The 15,093-nt window shown below is 66.4% G+C and carries 16 protein-coding genes; 1 reads left to right on the top strand and 15 read right to left on the bottom strand.

The annotated features are described in order from the left end of the window. Positions 1-14: 14 nt before the first annotated feature. A complete protein-coding gene (locus J4H85_RS07275) occupies positions 15-533 on the bottom strand; it encodes a DUF6993 domain-containing protein (protein WP_307863494.1) in 519 nt (172 codons plus the stop codon). A 259-nt stretch (positions 534-792) separates the two neighbouring features. Here J4H85_RS07275 and J4H85_RS07270 point away from each other — a divergent pair, with 259 nt between their 5' ends. Beyond that, a complete protein-coding gene (locus J4H85_RS07270) occupies positions 793-1,260 on the top strand; it encodes a single-stranded DNA-binding protein (RefSeq protein WP_208238311.1) in 468 nt (155 codons plus the stop codon). A gap of 13 nt (positions 1,261-1,273) precedes the next feature. On the opposite strand, the gene msrA is transcribed toward J4H85_RS07270, so the two are convergent. The 14 genes from msrA to murC form a co-directional block, all read right to left on the bottom strand. After that, a complete protein-coding gene (msrA, locus tag J4H85_RS07265) occupies positions 1,274-1,801 on the bottom strand; it encodes a peptide-methionine (S)-S-oxide reductase MsrA (protein ID WP_208238309.1) in 528 nt (175 codons plus the stop codon). A gap of 2 nt (positions 1,802-1,803) precedes the next feature. Further along, positions 1,804-2,646: an NAD(+) synthase gene (gene nadE, locus J4H85_RS07260; protein ID WP_208238307.1), complete on the bottom strand. Its 843-nt coding sequence runs from the start codon at positions 2,644-2,646 to the stop codon at positions 1,804-1,806. Between the two features lie 42 nt (positions 2,647-2,688). After that, entirely contained in the window at positions 2,689-6,183 is a 3,495-nt protein-coding gene (gene dnaE, locus J4H85_RS07255) for a DNA polymerase III subunit alpha (RefSeq protein ID WP_372440204.1), read from the bottom strand. Between the two features lie 269 nt (positions 6,184-6,452). Further along, the gene (locus tag J4H85_RS07250; protein ID WP_208238303.1) at positions 6,453-6,803 is read right to left on the bottom strand and encodes a TraR/DksA family transcriptional regulator; all 351 of its coding nucleotides are present in this window, start codon (positions 6,801-6,803) and stop codon (positions 6,453-6,455) included. Beyond that, a complete protein-coding gene (locus tag J4H85_RS07245; RefSeq protein ID WP_208238301.1) occupies positions 6,800-7,111 on the bottom strand; it encodes an antibiotic biosynthesis monooxygenase family protein in 312 nt (103 codons plus the stop codon). The genes J4H85_RS07250 and J4H85_RS07245 overlap by 4 nt, the downstream gene beginning before the upstream one ends. 89 nt (positions 7,112-7,200) lie before the next feature. Continuing rightward, positions 7,201-8,121: an RluA family pseudouridine synthase gene (locus J4H85_RS07240; protein WP_208238299.1), complete on the bottom strand. Its 921-nt coding sequence runs from the start codon at positions 8,119-8,121 to the stop codon at positions 7,201-7,203. Further along, positions 8,121-8,822, bottom strand: a complete 702-nt coding sequence (gene lspA, locus J4H85_RS07235) for a signal peptidase II (RefSeq protein ID WP_307863492.1) — start codon at positions 8,820-8,822, stop codon at positions 8,121-8,123. Before lspA ends, J4H85_RS07240 begins: the two co-directional genes overlap by 1 nt. A 9-nt stretch (positions 8,823-8,831) precedes the next feature. Continuing rightward, positions 8,832-9,497: a DivIVA domain-containing protein gene (locus J4H85_RS07230; RefSeq protein WP_208238296.1), complete on the bottom strand. Its 666-nt coding sequence runs from the start codon at positions 9,495-9,497 to the stop codon at positions 8,832-8,834. Between the two features lie 75 nt (positions 9,498-9,572). Next, the gene (locus J4H85_RS07225; RefSeq protein WP_208238294.1) at positions 9,573-9,872 is read right to left on the bottom strand and encodes a YggT family protein; all 300 of its coding nucleotides are present in this window, start codon (positions 9,870-9,872) and stop codon (positions 9,573-9,575) included. 12 nt (positions 9,873-9,884) lie between these two features. Next, positions 9,885-10,391 (bottom strand): cell division protein SepF, encoded by a 507-nt coding sequence (locus J4H85_RS07220; RefSeq protein ID WP_208238292.1) that lies wholly within the window; start codon positions 10,389-10,391, stop codon positions 9,885-9,887. A 33-nt stretch (positions 10,392-10,424) separates the two neighbouring features. Next, positions 10,425-11,120, bottom strand: a complete 696-nt coding sequence (locus J4H85_RS07215) for a YggS family pyridoxal phosphate-dependent enzyme (RefSeq protein WP_243893579.1) — start codon at positions 11,118-11,120, stop codon at positions 10,425-10,427. 3 nt (positions 11,121-11,123) lie between these two features. Next, positions 11,124-12,344 carry a cell division protein FtsZ gene (gene ftsZ / locus J4H85_RS07210; protein ID WP_208238290.1) on the bottom strand — a complete coding sequence of 407 codons (1,221 nt, stop codon included), beginning with the start codon at positions 12,342-12,344 and terminating at the stop codon, positions 11,124-11,126. A 155-nt stretch (positions 12,345-12,499) separates the two neighbouring features. Next, entirely contained in the window at positions 12,500-13,648 is a 1,149-nt protein-coding gene (locus tag J4H85_RS14260; RefSeq protein ID WP_208238288.1) for a cell division protein FtsQ/DivIB, read from the bottom strand. Continuing rightward, entirely contained in the window at positions 13,645-15,066 is a 1,422-nt protein-coding gene (murC, locus tag J4H85_RS07200) for a UDP-N-acetylmuramate--L-alanine ligase (protein ID WP_208238286.1), read from the bottom strand. Before murC ends, J4H85_RS14260 begins: the two co-directional genes overlap by 4 nt. Positions 15,067-15,093: the final 27 nt, after the last annotated feature.

The following is a 15,093-nucleotide window of genomic DNA, read 5'->3' as shown; positions in this document are numbered from 1 at the left end:
GGTCTGCCGCCGCCTTACCAGTCGATCGGACGCGTCTCGCCGATCAAGCACACATCCTGGTCGGGACCGATCGCCGGCTCCGCCTCAGCAGCGAAACCCCGCCCCTCGGCTGCGATCTGACCGAGGAGACAGTCCGGTCCGATACGCACCGACACGAAGATGCTGTCGGCGGCGTACCCGGTCTTCGACTCGTCGAAGCTCACGCTCATCGCGGACTTGTCGAAACCCGACTCGGCGACGGCGTTCACGATCGGCTGCCCTTCCACGGGACCGTCGCCGGCGCTGTACTGTCGCAGCACCTCGGTGAAATAGGGCAGATTGTCTGTAGCCGAGCCGTCAGGCATGAATTCGGGCGCGGTCTCGGGCTCAACCGGCGCCGTCCGTTCGGGAGTTCGCGGACTCGGCCCCTCCAGGAGGAAGCATCCGGTCAGCGAGGTCAGCATGAGCGCGATGGCGCCGGACGCGGCTGCGCGTCGAATATTCGAGGGTCGCCCTCGCACCCGCCCTCCGTCTCGCCGATACGTATTCGCCACGGGACCGAGTCTACGGGAAACGCCCGCGGGACTCGCCCGCTCACTTGTCCCCAGCGACCGAGCACCGGTGCATGGCCGGTAGCTCTCCACAGAACTTCAGCGCGAGCGACAACGCCCGCGCCGCGGCTCGAGACTGGTACCGGATCGAGCGGCGCGATCGGCGTGGCGCACCGCTTCGCTCGACCGGCGTCGCTCCGGCACACCCGCCGGGGCGACGCCAGCCACCTGACCGTTCGGCGCCACGAGACGAGGTATCCCCATGAGCACACCCATCAGCGTGATCGGCACGATCGCGACCGACCCGCGGTTTCTGCACCCGGCGGGCGGCACCGCCCGCTGCTCGTTCCGCGTGGCGAGCAATGAGCGCAGATACGACCGTGAACAAGGGACGTGGGTCGATGGGGACACCAATTGGTTCGGTGTGACGGCTTTCCGCGGCCTCGCAGACCATGCCTCACGCTCGCTGCGCAAGGGTGACCGCGTGGTCATCGTCGGACGCCTCCGCATCCGCCGGTGGGAGACCGAAGAACGCTCGGGCACCGCGGTGGAGGTGGACGCGGAGGCCCTCGGGCACGACCTCCGCTGGGGTGTCACGCAGTTTGCGCGCCGAATCGGAAGCACGACCGACCCCGGAGACGACAATCACTCTTCTCGGGACGATGCGGCGTCGAACGACGCATCAGCACTCGCCCTCGCCGACGATCCCGACCCGGCGACTCCGTTCTGATCCGCAGACCCCGTCAGGCGCGAAGGTACTCGCTGAACTGTGCCCTGACCTTGTTCACCTTCGGCACGGCGACGGCGAGGCAATACCCCTGCGTCGGATTCTTCGCGAAGAAGTCCTGGTGATACTCCTCTGCACGGGTGACCTCACCCAGCGGTTCGATCGTGGTCACAATTTCTCCGGGCCACCATTCCCCGGCGCGCTCCCGGGCCGCCTCGAAGAGCACTCGCTGCTCATCGTCGGCCGGGAACATCGCCGATCGATACTGGGTACCGACATCGGCGCCTTGACGGTTGAGCTGCGTCGGGTCATGCATCGTGAAGAAGGCGTCGAGCACAACCTGTGCCGGCAGTTCCGACTCATCGAACGTCACCGCCACTGCCTCGGCGTGGCCGGTACCGCCCGTGCACACCGACTCGTAGGTAGGGTGATCGGTCTGTCCGCCGGTGTAGCAGGACACCACGTCGTGCACGCCCCGCATCTGCCGGTACGCCGCGTCGAGGCACCAGAAGCAGCCTCCTGCCAGAACGAATGTCGTCGTCATCGTCACCGAACCTCCTTCTCGCCCATCCACCACGTGTCGTCCGGTGTCACGGGCATGCGCCGTTTGTGCTCGGTCGCAGTGTATCGTCGCTCGAGGTTCTCGGCGACCGCGGAGTCGACGGCGTTCCCCTGCAAGTAGGCGTCGATCTCGGTGTAACTCACGCCGAGACTCTGCTCATCCGACTGGCCCGGATCGTCGTCGAGCAGGTCGGCAGTGGGAATCTTCGTCCAGAGACGATCGGGAGCTCCGAGGTGCGCGAGCATGGCAGCTCCCTGCCCCTTCGTGAGGCCGGACAGCGGAAGCACATCAGCCGCCCCGTCGCCGTGCTTCGTGTAGAACCCGGTCACTGCTTCAGCGGCATGGTCGGTGCCGATCACGAGCAACCCGCGGTCGCCGGCGACGGTGTACTGCGCCACCATGCGCATACGCGCCTTGACGTTGCCCTTCGTGAAATCGGTCACCCGCTCACCGCTGCCCGCCGAAACGGCGTCCGTGATCTCGTCGACCGCCGCCCCAATGGCAACCGTCATCGACTCGTCCGGTGCAATGAACTCGAGGGCCAATCGCGCGTCGTCCTCATCGTGCTGCTCGCGGTACGGCAGGCGGACCGCGACGAACCGCGCGTCGCTTCCCTCAGCCCGAAGGCGCTCAGCGGCGAGCTGCCCGATTCTTCCCGCGAGCGACGAGTCCTGCCCTCCCGAGATGCCCAGCACGAAACCGCGCACTCCTGGCACGGAACGCGCGTAGGCGACGAGGAAGGCGACACGGCGCTCGATCTCGGTCGCCGGGTCGATGGTGGGCACGCTTCCCAGCGCACTGATGATGTGCTCCTGCTCCGTTGACATGCCCCTCACCCTAGTCCCGTCATGTTTCGATCGGGTAACCGCTCACTGATCTTCCGCCGACATGAGGCAGCGGGGTCCGAGCAGCCCTTTCAGCTCACCGAACAGATCCGTGGAGACCCGCACCTGGAACGGAACTTCGAACACGCGGATCCCGTTCGCCGTCGCGAGATTCAATCGGACCTCGCTGCTCCCCTGATGCCGACGCAGGGTCTCTTTCAGGTCGTTCATGAGCGGCTCGGTGGCTCGATGATCCGCGAGCGAAATGGTGAGCGTTTCGTCGTCGTTCTGGGAAGAGGTGTCGATCGGCTTCACCCCGTAGGCGTGCATCGACATGCCGTCGTCGCGGGCGTTGACCTTCCCGCGGATGGCGACGATCGTGTCCGGCTGCAATTGACGACCGAACTCGGTATAGGACTTCCCCATGAAGAGCGCCTGAATCTCACCGGTGAAATCTTCGATCGTGATCATCCCGTAGAGATTGCCCGACTTCGCCGTACGATGCTGCACACTCGTCAGCAGCCCGGCGACCGTGACGATCTCACCGTCGAAGTTCGAATCGGGGTTCGTGATCTGCTCGACGGTCGCGGAGGCCTCTTTCGCAAGCACGGCATCCAGTCCGCGCAGCGGATGGTCGGAAACGTAGAGGCCGAGCATCTCGCGCTCGAACGCCAGCTTGTCCTTCTTCGTCCACTCGGGTCGATCGGGTACCTGTGATTCGGCGACGGTGTCGTCCCCCTGCTCGGCCGCCTCGGCGAACAGACTGTCGAAATCGAACCCGACGTTCCCGTTCTCGGCGTCCCGCTTCTGCTTCACGGCACTTTCGACGGCGGTCTCGTGGATCTCCACCAGCGCGCGACGGGTCGCCCGCATCATGTCGAAGGCTCCCGCCTTGATCAAGGACTCGATGGTGCGCTTGTTCAGCACCGGCATCGGCACCTGCTTCAAGAACTCGTGGAACGTCACGAAGTCGCCCTCGCGCTCGCGAGCCTGACGGATGCCCTCCACGACGTGCACGCCAACGTTGCGAATCGCACCGAGACCGAACCTGATGTCGTCGCCGACTGCGGCGAAGTTGACCACCGACGTGTTCACATCGGGTGGCAGCACCTTGATGCCCATACGCCGGCACTCGTTGAGATACAGCGCCAGCTTGTCTTTCGAGTCTCCGACGCTCGTCAAGAGCGCCGCCATGTACTCGGCCGGATAATGCGCCTTCAGGTAGGCCGTCCAGTAGCTCACCAGCCCGTATGCCGCCGAGTGCGCCTTGTTGAAGGCATAGTCCGAGAAGGGCAGCAGAATGTTCCACAGCGCCGTAACGGCTGCTTCGGAGTACCCCCGATCCTTCATGCCCTGCGAGAAGCCGGCGTACTGCTTATCGAGCTCCGACTTCTTCTTCTTGCCCATCGCCCGTCGCAGAATATCGGCTTGCCCCAAGGAGAAACCGGCGACCTTCTGAGCGATCGACATCACCTGCTCCTGGTAGATGATGAGCCCGTATGTCGTGTCGAGGACATCGCGGAGCGGTTCCTCGAGCTCCGGATGGATCGGGGTGATCTCCTGCAGACCGTTCTTGCGCAGCGCGTAGTTGGTGTGGGAGTCGGCGCCCATCGGTCCCGGTCGGTAGAGGGCGAGGACGGCGGAGATGTCCTCGAAGTTGTCGGGCTTCATCAGCCGGAGCAGACCACGCATCGGACCGCCGTCGAGCTGGAAGACACCGAGCGTATCGCCCTTGGCGAGGAGGTCGTACGATGCCTGGTCTTCGAGTTCGAGGGTTTCGAGATCGAGTTCCTCGTCGCGGTTCTCGCGAATGTTCTCGATCGCATCCGAGATGATCGTGAGGTTGCGCAGTCCCAGGAAGTCCATCTTGATGAGGCCGAGACCCTCGCAGGTCGGATAATCGAACTGCGTGACGATCTGGCCGTCCTGCTCCCGCTTCTGCAGCGGGATGATGTCGATGAGCGGGTCGCTCGACATGATCACACCCGCGGCATGGACGCCCCACTGTCGTTTGAGCCCCTCGAGCCCGAGCGCGGTGTCGTACACGAGTTTCGCCTCCGGATCCTCGGCGATCACGGTGCGAAATTCCGCTGCTTCCTTGTACCGCGGATGCTCGGGGTTCGTAATGCCGGCGAGCGGGATGTCTTTCGCCATCACCGCCGGGGGCATCGCCTTCGTGAGCTTCTCCCCCATGCCGAAGGGGAACCCGAGCACGCGGCTCGAGTCCTTCAGCGCCTGCTTCGACTTGATCGTGCCGTACGTGACGATCTGGGCGACCCGCTCATCGCCGTACTTCTCGGTCACGTACTTGATGACCTCGCCGCGACGGCGATCATCGAAGTCGACGTCGAAGTCGGGCATGGAGACGCGATCCGGGTTGAGGAAGCGCTCGAAGATGAGCCCGTGCTGCAGAGGGTCGAGGTCAGTGATCCTCATCGCGTAGGCGACCATGGAACCGGCACCCGAACCGCGACCGGGGCCCACCCGGATCCCGTTGTCTTTCGACCAGTTGATGAAGTCGGCGACGACGAGGAAGTAGCCGGGGAATCCCATCTGCACGATCACGCCGATCTCGTACTCGGCCTGCTTGCGCACCTCATCGGGGATGCCGCTCGGATACCGGTAATGGAGGCCGCGCTCGACCTCCTTCACGAACCAGCTCTCCTCGCTCTCGCCTTCGGGAACCGGGAAGTTCGGCATGTAGTTGGCGGACGTGTTGAACTCGGTCGAGCACCGTTCGGCGATGAGCAGGGTGTTGTCGCACGCCTCCGGGTAGTCGCGGAACAGGTGCCGCATCTCCGCAGCCGATTTGAGGTAGTAGCCCGACCCGTTGAACTGGAAGCGGTTCGGGTCGTCGAGTCGCGACCCGGACTGCACGCACAGGAGTGCCGAGTGCGCCTCGGCATCGGCCTCATGCACGTAGTGGAGGTCGTTCGTCGCGACGAGCGGGATCTGCAGATCTTTGGAGAGTCGGAGCAGATCGCTCTGCACCTGGCGCTCGATGTCGAGTCCGTGATCCATGAGCTCGCAGAAGAAGTTCTCTTTGCCGAAGATGTCCTGGAACTCGGCCGCCGCCTTCCGCGCCTCATCGTACTGGCCCAGGCGCAGACGCGTCTGCACCTCGCCGGAGGGGCATCCCGTCGTCGCGATGATGCCCTTCCCGTACGTCTGCAGCAGTTCACGGTCCATGCGAGGCTTGAAGTAGTAGCCCTGCAGCGACGCGTAACTCGACAGCCGGAAGAGATTGTGCATGCCGGCAGTCGACTCCGACAGCAGCGTCATATGCGTGTAGGCGCCCGCACCCGACACGTCGTCGCCCGCACCGTCGCCCCACTTCACGCGCGTGCGATCGCCGCGATGCGTGCCCGGAGTGAGATACGCCTCGATACCGATGATCGGGTTCACGCCCCGATCCTTCGCCTGCTTCCAGAAATCGAACGCGCCGAAGGTGTTGCCGTGGTCCGTGACGGCGATCGCCGGCATGTTCTGCGCCACGACCGCATCCATGAGATCGCCGACGCGCGCAGCTCCGTCGAGCATCGAGTACTCGCTGTGCGTGTGCAGATGTACGAAGCTGTCCTGGTTCGCCAATCGCGCTCCTCGTTCGTCGCGCACCGTGCCTGCCTGGCCGTGCCACCCCAGGATACCGCTCGCCCGCGACGGCGCGATCCGTCGGCGCGGCGGGCGGCACCTTGGCGCGATCCCTCGCCGAGATTGCACTTCTGCTGGCTTCACTGGTACCGAAAGCCGACAAACTGCAATCTCGGCGAGGGCGGGGTGGGGTCGGGGCGCAGGCTCAGCGGGCCGGCTCAGTGCCCGGCGCGCTCCGCGCACGGGACGCAGCGGTCCGCGAAGGGTCGCGCCTCGAGGCGCGCCGCGGGGATGGCGCGACGGCAGTCGATGCAGATCCCGTAGGCGCCCGCGTCCCAGCGGATGAGGGCGGCGTCGCTCTGCTCGGCATCGGCGATCGCGGCGTCCAACAGCCCGTGCAGTCTCGACCACTCGGATGAGAGGGTGACGCCCTCGGGATCGTGCTCATCGTCGTCGGCCTCTCCGACGCGGTCCCTCGTCAGAGCGTCAAGGGCGGCCCGTGCGCGCGCCTCCCGGTCCTCTGCCGTCGCGCGCAGTCGCACCAGGTCGGCACGTGCGGGAGCGCTCAATCGAGCTCGACGACCTCGAACTCGAGCAGGTCGGCACCGCTCGCGACCGGCTTTCGCGGCGCTTCGCCCTCCGGGGCGGCGTGGGCGTTCGCGTTGCTGCGCGAGTCGCGCCAGGCGACGAAGTCTGCTTCGGACTCCCAGCGGGTGATGACGAAGTACCGGGTTTCACCCTGCGTCGGCCGCAGCAGTTCGAATCCGAGGAAGCCTGGCGACCCGTCGACGGCGTGCTTGCGGGCGGCGAAGCGCTGCTCGAGTTCGGCACCCGATCCCTCGGGAACGGTGATGGCGTTGATCTTGACGACCGACATGGGCATCCTTTCGACGGTGGGCTTCTCCGTCGAGACTACTGGCGCGGACGCCGGAAGACGAGCCTCGAGACGCCCGAGCGAGAGCGGATCTACTCGCCCGAGAGGACGTCGAGCGCGTGCTGCAGGTCGTGCGGGTACGTGCTCTCGAACGAGACGGTGTCGCCCGTCGCCGGGTGCGCGAATCCGAGACGCATGGCGTGCAACCACTGGCGTGAGAGGCCGAGGCGTTCGGAGAGTGTCGGGTCCGCGCCGTACATGGTGTCGCCCACGCACGGATGGCGCTGCGCCGACATGTGTACGCGGATCTGATGCGTCCGTCCCGTCTCGAGTTCCACTTCGAGGAGCGTCGCGTACGGGAACGCTTCGATCGTCTCGTAGTGGGTCACCGACGGCTTGCCCTCCGCGGTGACCGCGAACTTCCACTCCGAACCGGGGTGCCGCCCGATGGGGCCCTCGATCGTGCCGGAGAACGGATCGGGGTGGCCCTGCACGACGGAGTGGTAGATCTTCTCGACCTCGCGCTCTTTGAACGCGCGCTTCAGCACCGTGTACGCGTGCTCGCTCTTCGCGACGACCATGAGGCCGCTGGTGCCCGCGTCGAGTCGATGCACCACGCCCTGTCGTTCCGGCGCGCCCGAGGTGGCGATGCGATAGCCCGCTCCCGCGAGTGCACCGAGCACCGTTGGCCCGTTCCAGCCGAGCGACGGGTGCGCGGCGACGCCTGCCGGCTTGTCGACGACCACGATGTCCGCGTCATCGTGCACGATGCCCAGATCGGGGAGGTGGACCGGCACGACCTCGGGTCCGGTCTTCGCCTCCCAGCTGACTTCGAGCCAACCATCGGCGGTCAGCCGGTCCGACTTTCCGAGCGGACGTCCATCGAGGTGCACGCCGCCCGCGGCGGCGATATCGGCGGCGACGCTCCGGGAGAATCCGAGCATCTTCGCGAGCGCGGCATCGGCCCGCTCACCGATGAGGCCGTCGGGCACCGGAAGACTCCGGTGCTCCATCAGGCGCGTCCCCCGTCTCGCGTCTCATCGCGGAGCGCCTTCCCGTCGAGCGCCTCCGCAGTTTCCGGATCCGCGTCGGCCGGGGCGCCGTCATGCGTCACGGCTGGAGCGTCGGTCTTCCGTGGTCTCGGGGAACCATCGATCGGCAGCCCCAGCAGCGTGATGCCGACGAACAGGACCATGCCCGACACGATGCCGATGTCGGCGACGTTGTAGATCGCCGGCATCATCCACGGAGTGGAGATGAAGTCGATGACGTGGCCGACGGGGAAGCCGGGTTCGCGGATGAGGCGATCGGTGAGATTCCCGAGCACACCGCCCAGCAGCAGCCCGAGGAACACCGACCACCACACCGATCCCAGACGACGGATCTGCCAGATGATCACCCCGGCGACGACCGCGGCCAGGATCGTGAATACCCAGGTGGCACCCTCAGCGAGAGAGAAGGCCGCACCGGGGTTGCGGACGAAGTGCCACTGCAGGGCATCGCCCAGCACCGGGATCGCCCGCCCTTCGGGAAGGGAGGTGACGACCCACTGCTTCGTCACCTGGTCGACGCCGTACCAGACCGCCGCCACGATGAGCAGCACCCACGGTGCCCAACGTCGGCGGATCCGGCGCCCGGGGCGCTGATCGTCGGTGGAGCTGACGTCAGTTGCTCCGGACTCGACGGAACCGTCGGTCGATGGGGCGTCGTTCACGCTCCGGGACTACTCGAGGCCCTCGGGCGCGCCCGAGGGTTCCGGCGATCCGTCGAGACCGCGGAGCTGCGACTGAATGTAGGAACGCAGCGTGCTGCGGTACTCGCCCTCGAACTCGCGAAGGTCCTTGATCTTGGTGCCGATCTCGGTGCGCTCGGTGGAGAGCAGGCGCAACTCGTCCGCGCGCTGCTTCTGCGCCTCCTCGATGAGCTGCTTCGAGGTCTCCTGAGCATCGCGGATCAGCTGATCGCGCTTCTCTTCGCCCTCGTTGATGTGCTTGTCGTGCAGTTCGAGCGCGAGCTGCAGCATGGCGCTCGACTTGATGGCATCGTTCTGGTTCGTCGACGAGGCCACCGCGGTTTCGGCGGGTGCCGGAGCCGGTGCATCGACGACGATGGTCCGCTCCTCGGCGGCTTCACGTGCCGGTGCGGCGTCCGTAGCCTGTGCAGCCGAGTTCGCAGCCTCGGTCGCGCGTGCCGCCTCAGCGCGAGCCTCTTCAAGTTCACCGTTGAGGCGCTCGATCTGCTCGTTGAGCGCGGCCTTCTCCTGCTCGTGCTGCCGAAGCTCCTCGACGATCGTGTCCAGGAAGTCGTCGACCTGGTCCAGGTCGTAACCGTCTCGGAACTTCGTGATCGTGAACTTCTGATTCACGACGTCTTCAGGTGTCAGTGCCATTCGAGAGTCTCTTTCACTATCGGGATCACTCGGGTGATCGAGTACAACGCTAGCAAACAATCCGCGTTGGTAACCCTATCGGGGCACCGGAATGAATGCGAGCAGGATGATGCAGGCCAGCATGGTCAGGATCCACCCGAGGTCGAGCGAGATCTGGCCCAGGCGGATCGGGGGGAGGATCCGGCGGAACATTCTGATCGGCGGGTCGGTGAGCGTGTACACCAGCTCGACCAGCACGAGGAGCGGGCCCCTGGGTCGGAACGCCGGGTTGAACACCCGTACCCAGTCCAGAATGAACCTGCCCCACATGACGAACATGTAGATGCGGATGACCAGCCGCAGGATGAACAGCGTTGAGAAGAGGAGGATGTCCACCGGCGCGCTGGCTTAGGCGGACGGAGCGACGAAGAACGAGCCGCTGTCGTTCGTGGAGTCCGCCTCGTCACCGCTGATCGCGATGTGCTCGGGCGAGAGCAGGAACACCTTGCTCGTCACGCGCTCGATGCGTCCGCGCAGACCCATGGCCAGTCCGCTGGCGAAATCGATGAGACGCTTGGCCTCCGTGTCGCTCATCTGGGACAGGTTGAGGATCACGGGAACACCGTCGCGGAAGTTCTCGGCGATCGACGCTGCGTCGCGGTAGGCCGTCGGATGGACCGTCAGGATCTCGTTCATAGCTTGTGCACTCACGGGTTTGGTGGGGGTGACCTTGCGCAGCGGCGTCACCGACGCACCGCGGTGCGAGGTCTGGCGCTGCGCCTGGCTGGACTGCTGCGGCGCCGTCTCGGCCGCCTGCGGCTTGGGGGTGGGACTCGCGGATGCGGACTGCTGCTGCTCGAGGTCCTCCTCAGCGAGGCCCAGGAACACCATCGTCTTCTTCAGCGGGTTGCTCATTACTCTTCTCCCAACGGTCCGATACTTTCGAGACTAACCGTGCTCCGGGCGTTTCCCGGTGATTGCGGTGCCGATGCGGAGGTGTGTCGCACCCTCGGCGATCGCTTCGGCGTAGTCGTGCGTCATCCCCGCGGAGATGGCGTCGGCCTCGGGGGCCAGCGCACGGACGCGATCCGAGTATCCGCGCAGTCGCGCGAATGCGCGTGCCGGATCCTCTTCGATCGGGGCGACCGCCATGACGCCTCGAAGACGCAGCGCGCGCGAGTTCAGAACGCGCTCGGCGAGCGACTCGATCTCGTCGGGAGCGGCACCGCCCCGACCCGGGTCGTCTGTCAGGTTGATCTGCACGAACGCGTCGATCGCCCGGTCGCCGTCGTCGAGTGCATCGACTAGCCGGGTGCGGTCGATCGAGTGGATCGCGTGGGCGTACTTCGCCGCCTGTCTGGCCTTCTTCGTCTGCAGCTGGCCGACGAAGTGCCAGCGCAGATCGAGGTGCGCCAGCTCTTCCGCCTTCGCCTGGGCTTCCTGATGGCGATTCTCACCCACGTCCCGCACGCCGAGAGCACAGAGCTCCCGGACGAGCGAGGCGGGGTGGAACTTGGTCACGACGATGAGTGTCAGTTCATCCGGTTCCCGATCCGCCCGACGCGTCGCTTCGGCGATATCGGCGCGCATCTGATCCAGGCGCTCGGAGAGGCCCGGCTCCCCCACACTCTCGGAAGACGGCATAGGTCAGCGCAGGAACTCGGGAATGTCGAGGTCGAGATCGTCGCCGTCGAACGCCGGGTCGGAGATCTGCGACTCGACCGGCGGGTGCGAGATCTCTTCGCTGAAGGAGTCGGACTCGATCGGCGCTGCGGCGGCTGCAACGCCCGCACCTGCCACGGCGGCGCCCGCGGCAGCACCCTCTGCACCCGACGGACGCCCCTGGCCCGCTTCTTCGAGCGTCTCGACGTGGCTGCCTCGGCGACCGCGCTCGGTCTCGTTCTTGCCGGTCGCCGATGACGGCTCGGTGTCGAAGCCTGCCGCGATGACCGTGACGCGCACCTCGTCACCGAGGGTGTCGTCGATAACGGTACCGAAGATGATGTTGGCTTCGGGGTGCACCACATCCTGGACCAGCGACGAGGCCTCGTAGATCTCGCTGAGGGCGAGGTTCGAGGACCCCTGGATGGAGAGGAGCACACCGTGCGCACCCTCCACCGAGGCCTCCAAGAGCGGCGACGCGACCGCGAGTTCCGCTGCCTTGATCGCGCGGTCCGCTCCGCGTGCGGACCCGATGCCCATCAGCGCGGCACCCGCGCCCTGCATCACGGACTTCACGTCGGCGAAGTCGAGGTTGATGAGGCCGGGCGTCGTGATGAGGTCCGTGATGCCCTGAACGCCGGCGAGCAGGACCTGATCGGCGGCAGCGAACGCCTCGATCATGCTGATGCCGGGCTCGCTGATCTCGAGCAGTCGGTCGTTCGGCACGACGATGAGCGTGTCGACGGCCTCGCGGAGCGCGTGGACACCGGCGTCTGCCTGTGCGGCGCGGCGCTTACCCTCGAAGCTGAAGGGACGGGTGACGACGCCGATGGTCAGGGCACCCACGGATTTCGCGATCCGAGCGACGACAGGAGCAGCACCGGTTCCGGTTCCGCCGCCCTCGCCCGCGGTGACGAAGACCATGTCGGCGCCGGTCAGCGCCTCCTCGATCTCCTCCGCATGATCTTCAGCGGCACGGCGCCCGACCTCGGGATCCGCGCCGGCTCCGAGACCTCGAGTGAGCTCGCGCCCGACATCGAGCTTCACGTCGGCGTCGCTCAACAGCAGCGCCTGAGCGTCGGTGTTGACGGCGATGAACTCGACGCCCCGCAGGCCGAGCTCGATCATTCGGTTGACGGCGTTGACGCCGCCGCCGCCGACACCGACGACCTTAATCACCGCGAGATAGTTCTGGTTCGCTGACACCTGGGTCCTCCCCCTCAACCTTCACCCTCTAGTTGAAGGTGAAAGTTAGTATTCGGGTATACATTGACAGCCCCCAAACTACGGTCTGCACCGGGGATTCGCGAAGAGACACACCGGCGCGTCGCGACTCGTCAGCGAAAACTCCACCGAAGTGCTCAGCGGAAGACCGGACCCTCGGTCGACGAGACATCGATGACCTCGACGTCTTTACCCTCCAGAGCGGTCAGCATCGACTCAAGCACCTCGACTTTCCGATTCGTCTTCGTGGCCTCTCCCCAGACGACCTCGATCCCGCTATCCAGGTCGAAACTCAGATTCTGTGCACTGGTGGCGGAGGCCGTCGAGATGCGCGACCGCAGATCGTCCGGCATATCGCGCAGCACCGTCGCCGCGGAGGCGTAGGTGTCCGACGCCACGTTGCTGAGACCGTCGGTCGCCAGAGGCACGCCTTCAGGACGCTCTTCGGTGCGATCGAGGAGAACGCCCGCGGGGTCGTAGAGGTCGAACCGGTCGTCCCGATCGACGGCGAGAACGGGCGTGCGCTCTTCGATGCGCACGACGAGCGTGTGGGGCGGCACGCGCTCGACTCCGTAGCGCTGGATCAGCGGATACAGTTCGAGTGCGCGATGGATCTCGCGATCGTCGACGAGCGCGAGCGGAACACCCGAGAATCGCTCGAGCGCACCGGCGATCTCCTCCTCTGACACCTGAGATGCACCGTCCACCCGGATGTCCTGCACCGCCATCAACGGCGTGAAGACTCCGACCACGACGGTCAGGGCGAGCGCACCGACCGCACCGAGGGCGATGAGCCAATTGCGCTTGCGACGACGAGCCTGGACGGAGAACCGGCGCTGTTCGCGACGCTCCTGCCGCTTCCGGCGACGGCGCGCGCGCCGCACCTCACGGCCGGCCACCCGCACGGGGTCGGGTTCTGCCCGGAACCGCTCGCGAGCGCGCTCGAGCACTCCCGACCCCGCTGCGGCTCGCGTGAGATCGGTCGACGGGGCTTCGGGCCGACTGCGACTCTCGCGAGCGAGGCGCGCCTCCCCCAGATCCACCGTCTCAGCGGCGACGCTGCCCTCACCGGGACGCATCGCGTCGCGCACCGCACGCCCCACAGCGGTGTCCGCGCCGTCGCCGGGCGACTCGCCCGTCGGGTCCCGGGGGTCGTTCTCGGGAGCACTCTCCTGAACGCGTCGCGAGAACCGGCCGAGCAGACCGCGCGGCGCGGACTCCTCGGCTTCGGCGCGATCCGGCTCCTCCGGATCAGCACCGCGCTCGAACCCTCCCGGTCGCTTCACGGCGTCACAGACTCGAATCGGTCGTGGAGGGCCGAGACGACCTGGGGAATGATCTGATAGACCGTTCCGCAGCTCATCGTCACCATCACGTCGCCGGGACGCGCGATCCGCGCGACGTACTCAGCGGCGCGCTGCCAGTCGTCGATGTAGGCGACGCGATCCTGATCGACGAAGTCGTCGGCCACGAGTGCACCGGTCACCTCGGGTACGGGGTCCTCTCGAGCACCATCCACCTCGAGTACCACGGTGTGGTCCGCTCCGGCCTCGAGCACCGCGGCGAACTCGCGGTGGAAGTGCTGCGTCCGGCTGTACAGGTGGGGCTGGTGGATCGCGATCAGCCGCCCCTCGCCCACGACCGCGCGCGCCGAGTCGAGCAGCGCCGCCACCTCGGTCGGGTGATGGGCGTAATCGTCGTAGACGCGCACCCCGGCGACCTCCGCGTGGAACTCGAAGCGACGCTTCGTGCCGGCGAACCCCGAAAGGGCATCGAGCGCGGTCTGCGGTTCGAACCCCAACCCGATGAGCACTGCGAGCGCGCCGACGGCATTGACCGCGTTGTGCCGGCCGTACACCGGAAGGCTTCCCGAGTACTCCACGTCGCCGATCTCCACCGTGAACCGAACGGGACCGGAGTCGTCGATCCGAACGATCCTGACATCCGCGTCCGCGGACTCCCCGAATGTGCGGATCGGAGTGCGCACGCCCTCGGACCGCAGCACCGAGAGCACTTCTCCCGCCCCGGGGTCGTCGGCCGAGATCACGACCTGCTCCCGGGCGCGTCCGGCGAAATCGACGAAGGCGCGCATGAACGCCTCGCGCGAGCCGTAGAAGTCGAGGTGCTCCGGGTCGACGTTCGTGATGAGTGCGACCGCGGTGTCGTACAGCAGGAACGAGCCGTCCGACTCGTCTGCCTCGATCACGAAGAGGTCATCCGTGCCGGGACCCGCGCTGACGCCGAGCGACTCGATGATGCCGCCGTTCACGAACGAGGGGTCGGCCCCCGCGCCCAGCAGGCCGGTGACGAGCATCCCCGTCGATGTGGTCTTGCCGTGCGCTCCCGCTACCGAGACGACGCGTCGACCGCGAGCGAGCCACGCGAGCGCCTGCGATCGGTGCAGCACCGGTAGATCGTGCTCGAGTGCGAACCGGTACTCCGGGTTGTCCTGCCAGAGCGCACCGGTGATCACGAGCGCTTCGGCGTCGGCGACGTGCGCCGCATCATGGCCGATCGACACGGTGATGCCGAGCTCGCGCAGGGACTGCGTGTTGTAGTTCTCGCTCCGGTCGGATCCGGAGACCGCGACCCCCGCGGCGTGCATCATACGCGCGATGCCGCTCATGCCCGATCCACCGATGCCGACGAAGTGCACCCGCCGCAACTGGCCAGGGAGCTCCATCTCGAGGTCGGGGTAAATCATGGGTCCTCCTAGCGGGGCGATCGACTC

Source organism: Leucobacter tardus (genome assembly GCF_017583045.1).
GTDB lineage: Bacteria > Actinomycetota > Actinomycetes > Actinomycetales > Microbacteriaceae > Leucobacter > Leucobacter tardus.
Note: the sequence above shows the minus strand (reverse complement) of the source record. Positions and strands in the feature narration are given on the sequence as shown.

Coding starts and splice junctions, on each gene's coding strand:
- J4H85_RS07215 (WP_243893579.1), bottom strand. CDS start 11,120: ATGCCGTCTTCCGAGAGTGTGGGGGAGCCGGGCCTCTCCGAGCGCCTG.
- J4H85_RS07245 (WP_208238301.1), bottom strand. CDS start 7,111: ATGTCGGTCGTCAAGATCAACGCCATCACCGTTCCCGAGGGATCGGGT.
- nadE (WP_208238307.1), bottom strand. CDS start 2,646: ATGTCAACGGAGCAGGAGCACATCATCAGTGCGCTGGGAAGCGTGCCC.
- dnaE (WP_372440204.1), bottom strand. CDS start 6,183: ATGCTCGACGGAGCTGCGCGCGTCGGCGATCTCATGGATGCGGTCGTG.
- J4H85_RS07220 (WP_208238292.1), bottom strand. CDS start 10,391: ATGAGCAACCCGCTGAAGAAGACGATGGTGTTCCTGGGCCTCGCTGAG.
- msrA (WP_208238309.1), bottom strand. CDS start 1,801: ATGACGACGACATTCGTTCTGGCAGGAGGCTGCTTCTGGTGCCTCGAC.
- J4H85_RS07270 (WP_208238311.1), top strand. CDS start 793: ATGAGCACACCCATCAGCGTGATCGGCACGATCGCGACCGACCCGCGG.
- J4H85_RS07230 (WP_208238296.1), bottom strand. CDS start 9,497: ATGGCACTGACACCTGAAGACGTCGTGAATCAGAAGTTCACGATCACG.
- murC (WP_208238286.1), bottom strand. CDS start 15,066: ATGATTTACCCCGACCTCGAGATGGAGCTCCCTGGCCAGTTGCGGCGG.
- J4H85_RS07240 (WP_208238299.1), bottom strand. CDS start 8,121: ATGGAGCACCGGAGTCTTCCGGTGCCCGACGGCCTCATCGGTGAGCGG.